Source organism: Paenarthrobacter sp. C1 (assembly GCF_049315185.1).
GTDB lineage: Bacteria > Actinomycetota > Actinomycetes > Actinomycetales > Micrococcaceae > Arthrobacter > Arthrobacter nicotinovorans.
In genome coordinates, this window is record NZ_CP186052.1 from 1,046,272 (window position 1) to 1,061,860 (window position 15,589).

At 63.4% G+C, this 15,589-nt stretch carries 14 protein-coding genes; 11 read left to right on the forward strand and 3 right to left on the reverse strand.

Annotated features, from left to right (window positions below):
• Positions 1 to 304: 304 nt before the first annotated feature.
• The 8 genes from ACNAOU_RS05065 (at position 305) to ACNAOU_RS05100 (ending at position 9,262) form a co-directional block, all read left to right on the forward strand.
• Entirely contained in the window at positions 305 to 709 is a 405-nt protein-coding gene (locus tag ACNAOU_RS05065; RefSeq protein ID WP_079581222.1) for a tautomerase family protein, read from the forward strand.
• 162 nt (positions 710 to 871) lie between these two features.
• On the forward strand, positions 872 to 1,894 hold the full coding sequence (gene iolC, locus ACNAOU_RS05070) for a 5-dehydro-2-deoxygluconokinase (protein WP_422758166.1): 1,023 nt from the start codon (positions 872 to 874) through the stop codon (positions 1,892 to 1,894).
• Positions 1,891 to 2,853: a Cgl0159 family (beta/alpha)8-fold protein gene (locus tag ACNAOU_RS05075; RefSeq protein WP_018779616.1), complete on the forward strand. Its 963-nt coding sequence runs from the start codon at positions 1,891 to 1,893 to the stop codon at positions 2,851 to 2,853. Before iolC ends, ACNAOU_RS05075 begins: the two co-directional genes overlap by 4 nt.
• Positions 2,854 to 2,860: 7 nt before the next feature.
• A complete protein-coding gene (iolD, locus tag ACNAOU_RS05080; RefSeq protein WP_422758167.1) occupies positions 2,861 to 4,807 on the forward strand; it encodes a 3D-(3,5/4)-trihydroxycyclohexane-1,2-dione acylhydrolase (decyclizing) in 1,947 nt (648 codons plus the stop codon).
• Positions 4,808 to 4,848: 41 nt separating this feature from the next.
• A complete protein-coding gene (locus tag ACNAOU_RS05085; protein ID WP_422758168.1) occupies positions 4,849 to 6,360 on the forward strand; it encodes a CoA-acylating methylmalonate-semialdehyde dehydrogenase in 1,512 nt (503 codons plus the stop codon).
• A 28-nt stretch (positions 6,361 to 6,388) separates the two neighbouring features.
• Positions 6,389 to 7,306 (forward strand): sugar phosphate isomerase/epimerase family protein, encoded by a 918-nt coding sequence (locus ACNAOU_RS05090; protein WP_039240059.1) that lies wholly within the window; start codon positions 6,389 to 6,391, stop codon positions 7,304 to 7,306.
• Between the two features lie 59 nt (positions 7,307 to 7,365).
• Positions 7,366 to 8,379 carry a Gfo/Idh/MocA family protein gene (locus ACNAOU_RS05095; RefSeq protein WP_422758169.1) on the forward strand — a complete coding sequence of 338 codons (1,014 nt, stop codon included), beginning with the start codon at positions 7,366 to 7,368 and terminating at the stop codon, positions 8,377 to 8,379.
• Positions 8,380 to 8,389: 10 nt separating this feature from the next.
• Positions 8,390 to 9,262, forward strand: coding sequence for a sugar phosphate isomerase/epimerase family protein (locus ACNAOU_RS05100; protein WP_416430144.1), 873 nt, complete (start codon positions 8,390 to 8,392; stop codon positions 9,260 to 9,262).
• 72 nt (positions 9,263 to 9,334) lie between these two features.
• On the opposite strand, the gene iolB is transcribed toward ACNAOU_RS05100, so the two are convergent.
• Both iolB and ACNAOU_RS05110 read right to left on the reverse strand, forming a co-directional pair.
• Positions 9,335 to 10,228, reverse strand: coding sequence for a 5-deoxy-glucuronate isomerase (iolB, locus tag ACNAOU_RS05105; protein WP_422758170.1), 894 nt, complete (start codon positions 10,226 to 10,228; stop codon positions 9,335 to 9,337).
• An 18-nt stretch (positions 10,229 to 10,246) separates the two neighbouring features.
• The gene (locus tag ACNAOU_RS05110) at positions 10,247 to 10,987 is read right to left on the reverse strand and encodes a GntR family transcriptional regulator (RefSeq protein WP_018779623.1); all 741 of its coding nucleotides are present in this window, start codon (positions 10,985 to 10,987) and stop codon (positions 10,247 to 10,249) included.
• A gap of 319 nt (positions 10,988 to 11,306) precedes the next feature.
• On the opposite strand from ACNAOU_RS05110, the gene ACNAOU_RS05115 reads away from it, so the two are divergent.
• The 3 genes from ACNAOU_RS05115 (at position 11,307) to ACNAOU_RS05125 (ending at position 14,358) form a co-directional block, all read left to right on the forward strand.
• Positions 11,307 to 12,302: a substrate-binding domain-containing protein gene (locus ACNAOU_RS05115; RefSeq protein WP_018779625.1), complete on the forward strand. Its 996-nt coding sequence runs from the start codon at positions 11,307 to 11,309 to the stop codon at positions 12,300 to 12,302.
• 64 nt (positions 12,303 to 12,366) lie between these two features.
• Positions 12,367 to 13,419, forward strand: coding sequence for an ABC transporter permease (locus tag ACNAOU_RS05120; protein WP_018779626.1), 1,053 nt, complete (start codon positions 12,367 to 12,369; stop codon positions 13,417 to 13,419).
• Between the two features lie 12 nt (positions 13,420 to 13,431).
• Positions 13,432 to 14,358 (forward strand): ATP-binding cassette domain-containing protein, encoded by a 927-nt coding sequence (locus tag ACNAOU_RS05125; protein WP_018779627.1) that lies wholly within the window; start codon positions 13,432 to 13,434, stop codon positions 14,356 to 14,358.
• Between the two features lie 69 nt (positions 14,359 to 14,427).
• On the opposite strand, the gene ACNAOU_RS05130 is transcribed toward ACNAOU_RS05125, so the two are convergent.
• Positions 14,428 to 15,444 (reverse strand): LacI family DNA-binding transcriptional regulator, encoded by a 1,017-nt coding sequence (locus tag ACNAOU_RS05130; protein WP_422758171.1) that lies wholly within the window; start codon positions 15,442 to 15,444, stop codon positions 14,428 to 14,430.
• Positions 15,445 to 15,589 lie beyond the last annotated feature (145 nt).

A 15,589-nucleotide genomic window follows, 5' to 3' on the forward strand; every position in this document is an offset into this window, starting at 1 on the left:
CATGTTCGCTGGCGACGCCCGGATGTGGGTGTCCTGGGTCGGGTTGGGTGTCGCTCAGGAGTTTGGGTGTCATTTACGACGGCGGCCCGGTGCCCTTCCTCGCGGAAGGTGCCGGGCCGCCGTCGTACTTTAAGCGTTCGTTGTGGGGCGCGCTTTGCGGGGTATTCGCGTGTTTTGGGGCGCAGAGTGGGCCTCGCAACGCTCAAGAAAAGGCCCGTCCGGAATGTCCCGGGCGGGCCTTTGCTGTACTCCAGATACAAATGCTTGTTAGTATGTCAGGACAAACTACTCCAGGAGGATCGCAATGCCGCTTGTTCGAATCGATGTAAACCAAGGTCGCTCGCCCGCGGAGCTGGCTGCCCTCAGCCGCGCCATCCACGACGCCATCCTTGCCGAGTATGGAATCCCCGAGCGGGACTACTTCCACATCCTTACGGAACATGCGCAGGGTCAAATCGTCGCCCAGGACGCAGGCCTCGGTTTCGAGCGCACCGACAGTGTGGTCATGATCCAGATCTTCACCCAGGGTGGACGCAGCCAGGAGGCCAAGAGCTCCCTCTTTGAGGCCATCGCGACTGGCCTGGCCGGTGTGGGCGTTGCGGGCGAGGATGTCTTTGTTGGCTACGTGGAGAACTCGCCGGGGGACTGGTCCTTTGGCTTTGGGCGCAGCCAATATGTCAGTGGGGAACTGGCTGTTCCGAGCAAGTAAAAGCCGCCCGTGTCATGTTGTAAATATGTCAGTACAAACCTTTGACAGGACATGAAATCTGGTGCAAAGTAGTTATGTGGCCCCGCTCACTGAGGGGTGGCAAGGCATTGGGGCCCAGCGCTCAAAGGTTCAGAGTTCACAAGAGAAAGGTCAACGATTACCGTGACCCACGAACTACTCACGATCGGGCGCATCAGCGTTGATATCTACCCGAATGACATCGGAGTGGACCTGGAGGACGTGACGTCCTTCGGTAAGTACCTCGGAGGCTCGCCCTCCAACGTGGCTGTTGCGGCAGCCCGCCATGGCCGCCGCACCGGTGTCATCACCCGCACCGGCGATGACGCCTTCGGGAAGTACCTGCACCGCGAACTTCACAAGTTCAACGTTGACGATTCGTTCGTGTCGCCGGTTGCGGAATACCCCACGGCAGTGACGTTCTGCGCGATCAAGCCCGCAACGGACGAGTTCCCGCTGTACTTCTACGGCCGCTTCCCCACTGCGCCTGACCTGCAGATCAAAGCCGAAGAGCTTGATCTGGAAGCCGTCCGCGAAGCAGGAATCTTCTGGTCCACCGTCACCGGCCTGTGCCAGGAGCCCAGCCGCAGCGCACACATCGCCGCACACCAGGCCCGTCCCCGGACCGGCTTGAAGCCGGGCCAGTTCACCATCTTGGACCTGGATTACCGCCCCATGTTCTGGTCGTCCGAAGAAGAAGCCCGCACCGAGGTCGCCAAGATCCTCCCGCACGTCACTGTCGCGATCGGCAACGATAAGGAATGCGCCGTCGCCGTGGGTGAGGGAACGCCTGATGAGCAGGCAGACCGCTTGCTGGCCGCCGGCGTCGAAATCGCCGTCGTGAAGCTTGGCGCTGAAGGCGTGATGGCCAAGACCCGCACGGAACGCGTGGTCTCGGCGCCTGTCCCGGTGGAAACCGTCAACGGCCTGGGCGCCGGCGACTCCTTCGGCGGCGCTTTCTGTCACGGACTGCTGTCCGGCTGGCCGCTGTCGGAAGTCCTCGACTACTCCAACGCTTCGGGCGCGATTGTCGCCTCCCGGGTGTCGTGCGCGGATGCGATGCCGACGCCGGACGAGGTCACCTCGCTGCTCGCCGAACGTGGCCGGCCCATTCCCGGTGCCTCACTTGCAGCCTCCTCGACCCTCGCAGAAGGAGCAGTGCGTTGAGCCTCAACGATGACCCCCGCCGTTATGAGCACCTGAGCCGGATCAGGCTTGAAGACCCGGAAGCTGTTGCCCGCGCGGCAGCCACGCGCCGCAGGCACCCTGGACTGAAGCACGGCAAGCAGAACTTCATCGTCGCGGCTGACCACCCGGCCCGTGGTGCCCTGGCCGTCGGCTCCGAGCCCATGGCGATGGCCGACCGCCGCGACCTCCTGGACCGCCTCCAGATTGCGTTGGCCAACCCCGCCGTGGACGGCATCCTCGCCTCGCCGGACATCATGGACGACCTCCTGCTCCTGGGCGCGTTGGATGGCAAACTCATTTTTGGTTCCATGAACCGTGGCGGCCTGGCCGGTCTGGTCAACGAGTTCGACGACCGTTTCACCGGACACACGGCAGAGGCCCTTGAAGCACTCGGCGCCGATGGCGGCAAGATGCTGACCCGTATCTGCCTGGGCGACCCGGACACGGTGGCCACCCTCGAAGCCACTGCCAAAGCCATTGATTCCCTGGCAGCACGCAAGCTGATCGCCATGGTGGAGCCGTTCCTGTCCGTGCGTGACGCCCACGGCAAAGTCCGCAACGACCTCCGCGCGGATGCTGTGATCAAGTCCGTGGGAATTGCCGAGGGCCTCGGTTCTACCAGTGCCTACACCTGGATGAAGCTGCCGGTGGTGGCCGAAATGGAACGCGTCATGGCCTCCACCACCCTGCCGACCGTACTCTTGGGCGGCGACCCGGACGGTACCCAGGACGAGGTGTTCGCCAGCTGGCAAGCGGCATTGGCACTTCCGGGCGTGCGTGGCCTGACGGTCGGGCGCACCCTGCTGTACCCGCACGACGGCGACGTCGCAGGTGCCGTAGCAACGGCCGCCTCGCTGCTGAACAACACTGCGTCCGTGCCCGCCGTCGCGGCGAAGAATGGCGCTGATGCCCGTATTCCAGTGAAAGTATCGGAGTAGAAGACCCATGGGAACAGCAACCCGTCGGATGACCGTGGCGCAGGCCGTGGTCGAGTTCCTTTCCAAGCAGTACACCGTGGATTCCATTAACGGAGTGGAGTATCGTGAGCGCCTGATTCCGGGTACGTTCGGTATCTTCGGACACGGCAATGTTGCTGGTGTGGGACAGGCCTTGAAGCAGTACCAGGCCGCGGACCCCACCATCATGCCGTACTACCAGGGCCGCAACGAGCAGGCCCAGGCCCATCAGGCGGTAGGTTTCGCACGGCACACGCGCCGCCGCCAGTCGTTCGCGATCAGCACCTCCATCGGCCCGGGTTCCTCGAACCTGCTGACAGGTGCCGCCTTGGCCACCACCAACCGCCTTCCCGTGCTGCTGCTGCCGAGTGACACCTTCGCCACCCGCGCGGCGGACCCTGTGCTGCAGCAGTTGGAGCTCCCGTACGCTTACGACATCACGGTCAACGATGCCTTCCGTCCGTTGTCCAAGTTCTTCGACCGGGTTTCGCGTCCGGAACAGTTGTTCTCCGCGTTCCACCACGGGCTGCGTGTCCTGACGGATCCGGCGGAGACTGGTGCCGTCACCATTTCGCTGCCGCAGGATGTCCAGGCCGAGGCTTTCGACGTCCCGGAAGAGTTCCTGGCCGAACGTGAATGGCGGATCCGCCGCCCCGAGGCCGAGGATGACGACATCCGCCGCGCCGTGGAGGCCATCCGTGCGGCCAAGCGCCCGCTGATCATCGCCGGTGGTGGAGTCCTCTACGCCTACGCCAACGATGAACTCGCCAAGTTCGCTGAACTGACCGGCATTCCGGTAGGCAACACCCAGGCCGGCGTGGGCGTCCTGCCGTGGGACCACAAGTTCTCCCTCGGTGCCATCGGTTCAACCGGCACGACGGCGGCCAACGCCATCGCCGCCGAAGCGGACCTCATCATCGGTATCGGCACGCGCTACGAGGACTTCACCACCGCGTCCCGCACGGCGTTCCAAAACCCGGACGTGAAGTTCGTGAACATCAACGTGGCCCCCATCGACGCTTACAAGCACGGGACAACGCTCCCGATCGTCGCTGACGCCCGCAAGGCATTGGTGAAGCTGAACGAGGCCCTGGGCGGGTACCGCGTCGGTGCTGACCTCGAACAGAAGGTCGCTGCGGAAAAGAAGCGCTGGAACGCGATCGTGGACGAGGCTTTCGAGACCCGTTACACACCGCTGCCGGCCCAGAACGAGATCATCGGTGCCACCAACAAGGCCATGGATGACCAGGACGTTGTCATCTGTGCCGCCGGTTCGCTGCCGGGTGACCTGCACAAGATGTGGCGTGTCCGCGACCCGTTCGGCTACCACGTGGAATACGCGTACTCCTGCATGGGCTACGAAATCCCCGGCGGGCTGGGCGTGAAGCGCGCAGCGCTGGCCGAAGCCGCCGCCGGTGGTCCGGACAGGGATGTGGTGGTCATGGTGGGGGACGGCTCCTACCTGATGATGCATACCGAACTGGTCACCGCCGTCGCCGAACGCATCAAGCTGATCGTGGTCCTGATACAGAACCACGGCTACGCCTCCATCGGTTCGCTGTCCGAGTCCCTCGGCTCGCAGCGCTTCGGTACGCAGTACCGCGTCCTGGACAAAGAACAGCACAGTTTCGACGCCGGTGAACACCTGCCCATCGACCTCGCCACCAACGCCGAATCCCTGGGCGCGAAGGTCATCCGGATCGAGCCTGGGGAGAACGCCATTGAGTCCCTGGGCGCAGCCATCAAGGAAGCCAAGGCAGCCCCGGAGACCGGCCCGATCGTGATCCACGTCGAATCCGATCCGCTGCTGGATGCGCCGTCCTCCGAATCCTGGTGGGACGTCCCCGTCTCGCAGGTCTCGGACCTGGAGTCCACCCAGCAGGCTTACAAGACGTACACCGACCACAAGAACCGCCAGCGCAAACTGCTCGGCTGATTCCCGCACACGTCACGCTACAGACCAAAGGAAGTCCGCACATGTCGACGACGACCACACTGACCACCATTCACCACTTCATCAACGGCGCTGAAATTACCGGCGAGGGCGACCGCACCCAGCCGGTGTACAACCCGGCCACCGGCCAGGTTACGGCTGAACTGCGCCTGGCCAACGAGGCTGACCTGAACACAGCGGTTGCCGCCGCGAAGAAGGCCGCGGAGTCCTGGGGTGACATTTCCCTGGCCAAGCGCACCGCCGTGCTGTTCAAGTTCCGTGAGCTCGTGGCCGCCCACGTGGACGAACTCGCTGAGCTGATCACCGCCGAGCACGGCAAGGTCCTCTCTGACGCCAAGGGCGAGATCGGCCGTGGCCTGGAGGTCATTGAGTTCGCTTGTGGCATTCCGCAGTTGCTCAAGGGTGACTACTCTGACCAGGTCTCCACGGGCATCGATGTTTTCTCGTTCCGTGAGCCGCTGGGCGTGGTAGCCGGTATCACGCCGTTCAACTTCCCGGTCATGGTTCCGTTGTGGATGGCTCCGATGGCCATCGCCACCGGCAACGCGTTCATCCTCAAGCCCTCCGAGCGCGATCCGTCCGCCTCGATGCTGCTGGCCAAGCTGTGGAAGCAGGCCGGACTGCCGGACGGAGTGTTCCAGGTCCTGCATGGTGGCAAGGAAACCGTTGAGGGCCTGCTGACCCACCCGGACGTGGACGGCATCTCCTTCGTCGGCTCCACCCCGATCGCCCAGTACGTCCACGAGACCGCCACCAAGCACGGCAAGCGCGTCCAGGCCCTGGGCGGGGCGAAGAATCACGCCATCGTAATGCCCGACGCCGACCTCGACAACGCCGCAGACCACCTCGCCGCTGCCGCTTTCGGCTCAGCGGGGGAGCGCTGCATGGCCATCTCCGTCGCTGTGGCCGTCGGTGACGCCGCCGACCTGATCGTGAAGAAGGTCGAAGAACGCGCCCTGGCCGTGAAGGTCAAGAACGGCACCGAACCCGACGCTGAAATGGGCCCGGTCATCACCCCGGCTTCCAAGGAACGCATCGTCAAGATCGTCACCGAAGCTGAAACGGCCGGCGCGGCAATGGTGGTGGATGGCCGTGACCTGGTGGTCCCCGGCCACGAAGACGGCTTCTGGGTGGGCCCCACCGTGATCGACCACGTCAAGACCGAAATGACCGCCTACACCGAGGAAATCTTCGGACCCGTCCTGGTGGTGGTCCGCGTGGCCGACCTCGAAGAAGGCATCGCCCTGATCAACTCCAACCCGTACGGGAACGGCACCGCGATCTTCACCTCCTCCGGCGCGAACGCCCGGAAGTTCCAGCGCTCCGTGACCGTGGGCATGGTCGGCATCAACGTTCCCCTGCCCGTGCCGGTGGCCTACCACTCCTTCGGTGGTTGGAAGAACTCCCTCTTCGGCGACAAGCACATCTACGGCCCCGAAGGCGTCTCCTTCTACACCCGGGGCAAGGTCATCACCTCACGCTGGCCCGAGCCCACCCATGCCTCCGGCGCCTCGTACAACTTCCCCTCCAACTAGCGGCTTCCCGAAGAAAGACAACGCTGTCATGACTGATGTTGAGAACAAGCTGATCATCGGCACCGCCCCCGACTCCTGGGGCGTATGGTTCGCGGATGATCCCCAACAGACCCCGTGGGAACGCTTCCTGGACGAGGTTGCGGAGTCCGGCTACAAGTGGATCGAGCTGGGCCCGTACGGCTACCTGCCGAACGACCCCGCACGCTTGGCTGAAGAGCTCAAGCAGCGCGACCTCAAGGTCACTGCGGGAACGGTCTTCACGGCTTTCCACCGCGGGGCCAAGCAGTACGACGAGGCGTGGGAACCGGCGCGCAAGGTTGCCGAACTGACGGCAGCCATGGGCGGTGAACACGTGGTGGTCATCCCCGCGATGTGGCGGGACGATGTCACAGGCGAGGCCGTGGAAAACGGTAACTTGACGGATGAGCAGTGGGCGGACCTCTTCGCAGGCCACAACCGCATGGGCAAGGTCCTGCTGGAGGACTTCGGGCTGCACCAGCAGTTCCACTCGCACGCCGATTCGCACGTCGGTGCGCAGCAGGACATCGAAACCCTGCTGGCGGCGACGGATCCGCGGTACTTGAACCTTTGCCTGGACACGGGCCACGCAGAATACTGCGGCGCTTCCAGCCTGGAACTCATCAAAAACTACCCGGACCGGATCGGCTACCTGCACCTCAAGCAGATCAACCCCGAGGTCCTTGCCGAGGTCAACGAGAAGAACATGACGTGGGCAGCTGCCAACATTGCCGGCGTGATGACCGAGCCGCCGAACGGACTCCCGGACCTGCGCGCCGTCATCGACGCCGTGGAGGCGCTCAACCGCCCCATTTTCGGCATCGTGGAGCAGGACATGTACCCGGTGGCATTCGATGTGCCGATGCCCATCGCCAAGCGGACCCGCAACTATCTGCTTTCCTGCGGATCCCGTACCCGCGTTGAGTAACGCAGTCCAGTAACGCCTGCCAACAGCACCCCACAAGAACCTCACGAAGGATAAGAACAGTGACCAAGACTCTCCGCGTTGCCGTCATCGGTGCGGGCCGCATGGGTGCGGACCACATCAAGCGCCTCAGCACCCGCATCCACGGCGCTGAAGTTGCCGCCGTCGTCGACGTCGACCTCGCCCGCGCGCAAGCCGCCATTGAAGGCATCGACGGCGCCGTGGCGCTGGCCAGCGCCGACGAGGCCCTCAACAACGGTGACGTGAACGCCGTCCTCATTGCCACCCCGGGATTCCTCCACGAGGAAATCCTCTACAAGGCGCTCGAAAAGGACTTCCCGATTCTTTGCGAGAAGCCGCTGACCCCTGACGCCGACAGCGCCTGGAAGGTTGTCCAGGCCGAGCAGGCGCTCGGCCACAAGCGGATCCAGGTGGGCTTCATGCGCCGGTTCGACGCCGAGTATGCGGCGCTCGGGTCGGTCATCCGCAACAGCGAATTGGGGGAGCTGTTGATGCTGCACCACCAGCACCGCAACCCGACAACGCCCGAGGGCTTCACCAACGAGATGCTGATCAACGACTCCGTGGTCCACGAATTCGACGCGATCCGCTACTTCACCGGTGAGGAAATCACCTCCGTGCAGGTCCGCCTGGGCAAGGCGACGCGTGACGCCCCGAACGGCCAGCACGATCCCCAGCACGTGTTGCTGGAAACCGAATCAGGTGTGCTGGCCGACGTCGAAATCTACGTCAACGCCAAGTTCGGCTACCAGGTGGCTACGCAGGCTTCCTTCGAGGACGGCATTGTGAGCATCGGCGGGGACTCCGGCCCCTACATCCAGTCCGCGGGCAAGTGGGGCGGCAACGTCACCCCGGGCTTTGAGGAGCGTTTCGGAGCTGCGTACGACGTCGAGGTGCAGGCTTGGGTGGACGCCGCCCTTCGTGGCGAAATCGGCGGGCCCACCGCCTGGGACGGTTACGCCACCGCGGCTTGCTGCGAGGCAGGCGTCGAGGCCCAGAAGTCCGGCGAGAAGGTCAAAGTCCAGCTGAACACCAAGCCGGACCTGTACAAGTAGGGGATTGAGCATGAAGATCGCACTGGATCCCACACCGTTCCACCACAGTCACAGCCTGCTGGAGTTCCCGCGTGTGGCCGCGGACCTGGGCTACAAATACCTGCAGATGACCCCGCACGCGGACCTCATCCCGTTCTTCAACCACCCCAAGGCAGACGACGAGCTGGTGGGGAAGCTGAAAGCAGCGTGCAAGGACGCCGGCGTCGAGATCGCCTCGGTCCTGCCGGTCCTGCGCTGGTCCGGTCCGGACGAGGATGCGCGGGAAGCCGCGGTCCGCTACTGGAAGCGCGCCATCCAGATTGCCGTGGACCTTGGGGTGCAGACCATGAACACGGAGTTCAGCGGCCGTCCCGAGAAGGCCGAAGAGTCGGAGCGGGCGTTCTACCGCTCCATGGAAGAGCTCCTGCCCATCATCGAACGCGAAGATCTGGACGTGCTGATTGACCCGCACCCGGACGACTTCGTTGAAGACGGGCTTGCTGCCCTGCGCGTGATCCGCGGCGTCAACTCGCCGAATATCGGCATGGTCTATGTCGCTTCGCACACGTTCCACATGGGGAACCAACCCTTGGAGATCATGCGGGCGGCCGGGGACAAGCTGCGGCTGGTCCACGTCTCGGACACCATGAACCATCACGCGTCCCACGGCCTGCGCTACATCACCAACCCGCCCGGCAACGCCGTACGCGTCCACCAGCACCTGAAGATCGGCGACGGGGACGTCAACTGGGACGAGTTCTTTGGCGGGCTGAAAGAAATCGGCTTCCTGGACAAGGCGAACACCGTGATGGTTTCTTCGGTCTTCGCCGAGGATGAGAACGCGGAAGACGTGTCCCGCTACCAGCTCAAGACGATGAACGACTACATCGCCCAGGCCAGGTAACGCGAGTTTTCGTACAGCTAATGCCCCCAAGACGCGGTCTTGGGGGCATTAGCTGTACAAAAACTCAGCCGGTTAGGCCGTGAACGGGAGCCTGGGATCGATGTCCTGGCCTTCCCAGGTCCGGCGGATCCAGCCGTGGTGGGGGTCGTCGCTGATGAGCCAGTCGCGCACGCGGCCAGGACCGGCCATGACATTGAGGTAGTACAGGTCGTAGCCCGGCGCCGCCATGGCAGGTCCGTGCCAGCCATACGGCACCAGAACTACGTCGCCAGTGCGGACCTCGGCTGAGACATCGATGGGGCGCTCGTCGGAGGCGTACACGCGCGCGTGGCCGAACGCGTCGGCATCTTCAGGCGCGGGCGAACCGGCAGCTACCCGGGTCTCGAAGTAGTAGATCTCTTCAAGGCTGGTCTCGCCGTCCTTCTCCTCATCGTGCTTGTGGGGAGGGTAGGACGACCAGTTGCCGGCCGGGGTGATGACTTCGCAGACGATGAAACGGTCCGCTTCCAGTGCGGCGGGCGTACCGAAGTTGTGCACCTGCCGCGAGCAGTTACCGGCACCGCGAAGTTCCACGGGGGTCTCGGCTGCGGTGATCAACCGGGTCGGGTACGCGGCCTTGGCCGGGGCGGTCGCAATGGCGACCCTGCCGCCGTCGTTCGAACTGATGGTGACTGCCTTATCGATGCCCGTGTACAGGACGTCGCTGGGCCCGTGGAAAACGGACTGCCGCCCGGCGAGGACGTACTCGCCGTCGTCGACCGTTACGGTGAACGAGCCGCTCAGCGGCACCACTATGCGTTCTTCCGCGGCTGCGGGAAGTTCGACGGCGGCCCCGGCGGCGAGCGTCGCCGCCTTCAGTCCCGTGTGGGCCCAACCGTCGACGGCGAGGTTGGAATCTGACGTGCCCAGGGAGATGTCCCACTTGCCGTCATTGGCTGTTCCCAGCGGGTAGACCCAGTTGGCCATATGTAATCTGTCCTTGCTTTAGCGCTGTACGAGTGTCATTTCAAAGCTGTAGGAGTCGGCACGGTAGACGTGGTGACCGGTTTCCACCATGCGGCCGGTGTCGTCCACGGCAGTGCGTTCCATGGTGACCAGGGCTGAACCCACCTCTGCTTCGAGCAGGGGAGCCTGGTAGTCGTTGGCAATCATGGCGCCGATGCGCTGCGAAGCGAGCCTGAAGTTGACGCCACCACGGCGGAGGATGGCGTAAAGGCCCTCCTTGGAAAGCTGGGCTTCATCCATGCTGGTGATGTCATCGCGGACCCAGTTCTCCATGAGCGCCAGCGGCTTGCCGCCCACTTTGCGCAAGCGCGTGAAGTGGTAGACCTTGGAGCCGGCGGGCAATTGGAGGGCTGTGAGCGTGAGCGCGTCGGCTTCGACGTGGGAGAAGCTCAGGACTTCGGTGGTGGGCTTCTTGCCGTTGTTGCTGAGGTCGTCGTAGAGGCTGGAGAGTTCCAGCGGCCGGCGGACCTGGCTGGCTACCACCTGTGTTCCCACACCGCGTTTGCGAACCAGGAGACCGGCGCGGACGAGCTCATCCATTGCCTTGCGCATGGTGGGCCGGGACAGGTTGAGTTGTGCCGCGAGGTCGATCTCGTTGTCCAAGCGGCTCCCGGGTTCCAGGATGCCGCTGTGGATCGCGGCCTCGATGCCCTGGACCACTTGGTGGTAGAGGGGCACCGGAGACGAACGATCGATGCTGAGACTGAGTTGGTTCGCCACTGGATTCTCCTAGACGCCTGCTGAAGACCGGCCAGGGAAGCAGGATGTGGCTCCTCTGCCGGATGGAAGCGTATGTCCGGTCATGTTCTCTTGATAGGACATACTGCCTTTTTTGATGATAGCAGCCGGGTTATGGCCGTCAAGGTCATCGCTCCACGCGGGACGTTCTTTGTCGTCTACACGAGGAGGTCAAGTAAAAACATCCTAATGTCAGGACAAACTATTGACAAAGTGTGAGGCGAGTCACCATGATCGGTGTAGTGGGGAGATCCGGATACGAGTCTTCGGACCCCTCAACCTGAAATCAAAGGAGATAACGGTGGCAAAATTCTCATGGCGCAAAGCGGCGGTCGTCGCTGCAGTGGTTCCCTTGGTGGCACTGAGCGCTTGTTCGAGCCAGGGTGGCAAGCCGGCAGATTCCGGTGGGGGAGCAGCCGCCGGCCAGGTGGCCGGCACTGATCGCATCAAAGTTGCCCTGATTACGCACGCCGCTGCCGGTGACACCTTCTGGGACATCGTCCGCAAGGGTGCGGAGGAAGCATCGGCGAAGGACAATGTTGAGTTGCTGTACACCAGCGACCCCGAAGCCGGCCGCCAGGCGCAGCTGGTCCAGCAGGCCATTGACCAGAAGGTGGACGGCATCGCCGTGACGCTGGCGACCCCGGACGCCCTGAAGGATGTACTGAAGAAGGCCACCGATGCGGGTATCCCGGTGGTCAGCCTCAATGCCGGCGAATCCGTCTCGGCCCAGCTCGGCGCCTTCACCCACTTCGGTTCCAACGAGCAACTGGCCGGCGAGGCCGTCGGCACCAGGCTCGCAGCCGAAGGTTACAAGCACCCCGTCTGCGTCATCCAGCAGCAGGGCCACGTAGGTTTGGAAGCCCGTTGCGCCGGCGTCAAGGCCAAGGTTCCCGCAACGGAGATCCTCTATGTTGACGGCAAGGACATGACAGCCGTCCAGTCCACGGCCACTGCCAAACTCCAGGCGGCCAAGGACGCGGATGTGATCATCGGGCTCGGTGCCCCGATCACGCTGACCCTGCTCAAGTCTGTTACTGACGCTGGAAGCTCGTCCAAGGTGGCCAGCTTCGACCTCAACGCCGACCTCGCCCAGAAGATCGTTGACGGAGCAGTCATTTTCACTGTTGACCAGCAGCCGTGGCTCCAGGGCTACATGTCCGTGGATTCCCTGTGGCAGGCAAAGCGCGGCGGCTTCAAGATCGGTGGCGGCCAGCCGGTCCTGACCGGACCAACCATCGTGGACAAGTCCAACGCTTCCGACGTCCTCAAATTCGCCCAGCAGGGCGTCCGCTAGATCCCGGCATCAGGCTGCGCGGCGGGCAACCGCCGCGCAGCCTGGACAACAAGGAGTCACTCCCATGGCAAACACAGCAACCCTGCCGCCGGCGACATCGCCTGGTGATGAACGGGTCGGCCGCCGCAACCCCTTCCAGAAATTCCTCGCCAGGCCCGAGGTTGGTGCCCTCGTTGGTGCCGTGGTCCTCTTTATCTTCTTCGCCTCGGTGTCGCAGACGTTCACCCAACCGAACGCCCTCGCCACCGTCCTTTACGGTTCTTCGACCATCGGCATCATGGCCGTGGGCGTGTCGCTGCTGATGATCGGTGGCGAGTTCGACCTTTCCACCGGCGTGGCCGTGATCTCGTCAGCGCTGACCGCCTCGCTGTTCAGCTGGAACTTCTCATTGAACGCCTGGGTTGGTGTGGGCTTGGCCCTGGTGGTCTCGCTGGGCATCGGATTCATCAACGGCTGGATCCTGGTCAAGACCAAGCTGCCAAGCTTCATCGTCACCCTGGCCACGTTCCTGATGCTCACCGGCCTCAACCTGGCGCTGACCCGCCTGATCGGCGGCAGTGTTTCCTCCCCGTCCATCTCCAAGCTTGACGGCTTCGAATCAGCACGTGCGGTTTTCGCGTCCTCCGTCAGCATTGGCGGAGTGGAAGTGAAGATCACCGTCTTCTTCTGGATCGTCCTTGTCCTGATCGCATCCTGGGTGCTCCTGCGCACGAAGGTCGGCAACTGGATCTTCGCAGTGGGCGGCGACGCCAATGCTGCCCGGGCCGTAGGTGTCCCTGTGACCAAGACCAAGATCGGCCTGTTCATGGCTGTGGGTTTCTGCGGCTGGATCCTGGGCATGCACAACCTTTTCGCCTTCGACGCCGTGCAGTCCGGTGAAGGTGTCGGCAACGAGTTCCTCTACATCATCGCCGCAGTCATTGGTGGCTGCCTCCTCACCGGCGGCTACGGCTCAGCAGTGGGCGGCGCCATCGGTGCCTTCATCTTTGGCATGGCCAATAAGGGCATCGTGTACGCACAATGGAATCCGGACTGGTTCAAGTTCTTCCTTGGCTTGATGCTCCTGCTGGCAACCATCGTCAACCTCATCGTCAAACGCCGGGCAGAGCTGAAGTAAGGGGCCGGAACCATGAACGCACAACAGATTGACCAGCAAACCCTGCTGAAAGACGAGAAGGACCCTTTGACGCACACACCGGTGCACCTGCTCTCACTCGATGGCATAGGCAAGCACTACGGCAACATCATCGCCCTGCGCGATGTCACCATGGCCGTGGACAACGGCCGCGTCACCTGCGTCCTGGGCGACAACGGCGCCGGCAAGTCCACGCTGATCAAGATCATCGCTGGTTTGCACCAGCACGACGAGGGCACACTTCAGGTGATGGGTGACGAGCGGAAGTTCAACTCACCCCGTGACGCCCTCGACGCCGGCATCGCCACCGTCTACCAGGACCTCGCCGTGGTCCCGCTGATGCCCATCTGGCGTAACTTCTTCCTCGGCTCTGAACTCACCAGCGGTTTCGGTCCGTTCAAGAGCATGGATGTCCAGAAGATGAAGGACATCACCAGGAAGGAGCTCGCCGACATGGGCATCGACCTGCGCGATGTCGAGCAGCCCATCGGCCAGCTTTCCGGTGGTGAGCGCCAGTGTGTGGCAATTGCCCGTGCTGTGTACTTCGGCGCCAAAGTCCTGATCCTGGACGAACCGACAGCAGCGCTGGGAGTCAAGCAATCCGGCGTCGTACTTCGCTACATCCTGCAGGCACGCGACCGGGGCCTGGGCGTCATCTTCATTACCCACAACCCGCACCATGCCTTTCCCGTCGGTGACCGGTTCCTGCTGCTCAAGCGCGGCAAGTCGATCGGCTACTACGACAAGAAGGACATCACCCTGGATGAACTGACAGCCCAGATGGCTGGTGGCGCGGAGTTGGCTGAACTGGCCCATGAGCTGGAGCAGCTTGGCGGACACTCCGCGGCGCTCGAGGAAGTCAAAGCCGAGGTAGCGGATGTCGCCGAGGCCACGACGGAGGCCGCCCCCAAGCGCCACTAGGCAGCCCTTCATGGAATTCTGCCCGGAGCCTGCAACGGTTCCGGGCAGAGTTATTTCAGCAGCAGGGCCTCAGCGCATGGACGTTGTGCCGCGCAGTACCAGGGCGGGTTCAATAAGCTTCCGCTCGGGGAGGAGCGCGGGGTCCTCGATCCGTGCGAGCAGTCTGCGGGCGGTGTCCACTCCGACCAGATCGCTCCGGTTGTCGATGGAGGTCAGGTCCAGGTAGCGCGACTTCGCCAAGGGGGAGTTGTCGTAGCCAATCACCGAAACATCATCCGGCACGGACAAGCCACGGGCCTTGAGGGCGGCGAAGGCGCCCAGGGCCATGGTGTCGTTGGCTGCGAAGACTGCGGTGGTGTCCGGGTGGTGCTCCAGGAGCCACACGGTCGCAGCGTAGCCGTCTTCCTCCGACGTACCGACGGACTCACTGACAACAGACCCGACGCCGGCAGTCTCCACAGCGCGCAGGAAGCCGGCCCGCCGGTGTGCGGAGGCGCCGTCGGAACCTGAGAGGTGACCGATGCGGACGTGGCCCAGTTCCAGCAGATGGTTGGCGGCCAGGCGGCCGCCGGTGTCGTCGTCGTTGGTGATCAGGTCCGCGCCTTCCGGGATGCCTTTGCGCCAGCCTGCCACCACGGTGGGAACCCAGGTTCCGGACAACATGGCTTCGCTGGGCTCGGCCGCGAGCGCCAGGGCGTCGACATGCATGGCAAGCAGGCCGTCGGTGGCTTCCTTGATGCGGTTCTCGCCTGGCCTGGAGTCCGCGAGCATCACTTGGTAGCCGAGATCGGAAAGGACGGACTCCATGCCGCGGAGAAGATCCACGAACCAAAGGTTCCGGTAGTCGTCGATGACCAGGCCGATGCTCTTGGTCTTGCTGCTCGCCAGGGTGGTGGCGGCCCGGCTGGGCCGGTAGCCGAGCTCCGAGATGGCCTTCTGCACAGCGCCCCGGCGCTTTTCGCTGATGCGTGCGGGATCCTTGAGGAACAAGGAAACCAACGACGGCGAGACTCCCGCCTGGGTAGCGACGTCGTAGAGCGTTGGCCGACGGGCCAGGGGACTGTTCTGTGTTCCGGGGCTTGTCACGGGATTCCTGGATGCCTTTCGTTCTGTCTTCGAGGATAGTCGGTTAATGATTGACAGGACATATAGACATAGTTACGATCAGATCCAGCGTAAAAATTGTAGCGCTACAAAATGCCGTAAAGCGCCTCGGGCGCAGGCGAAATTT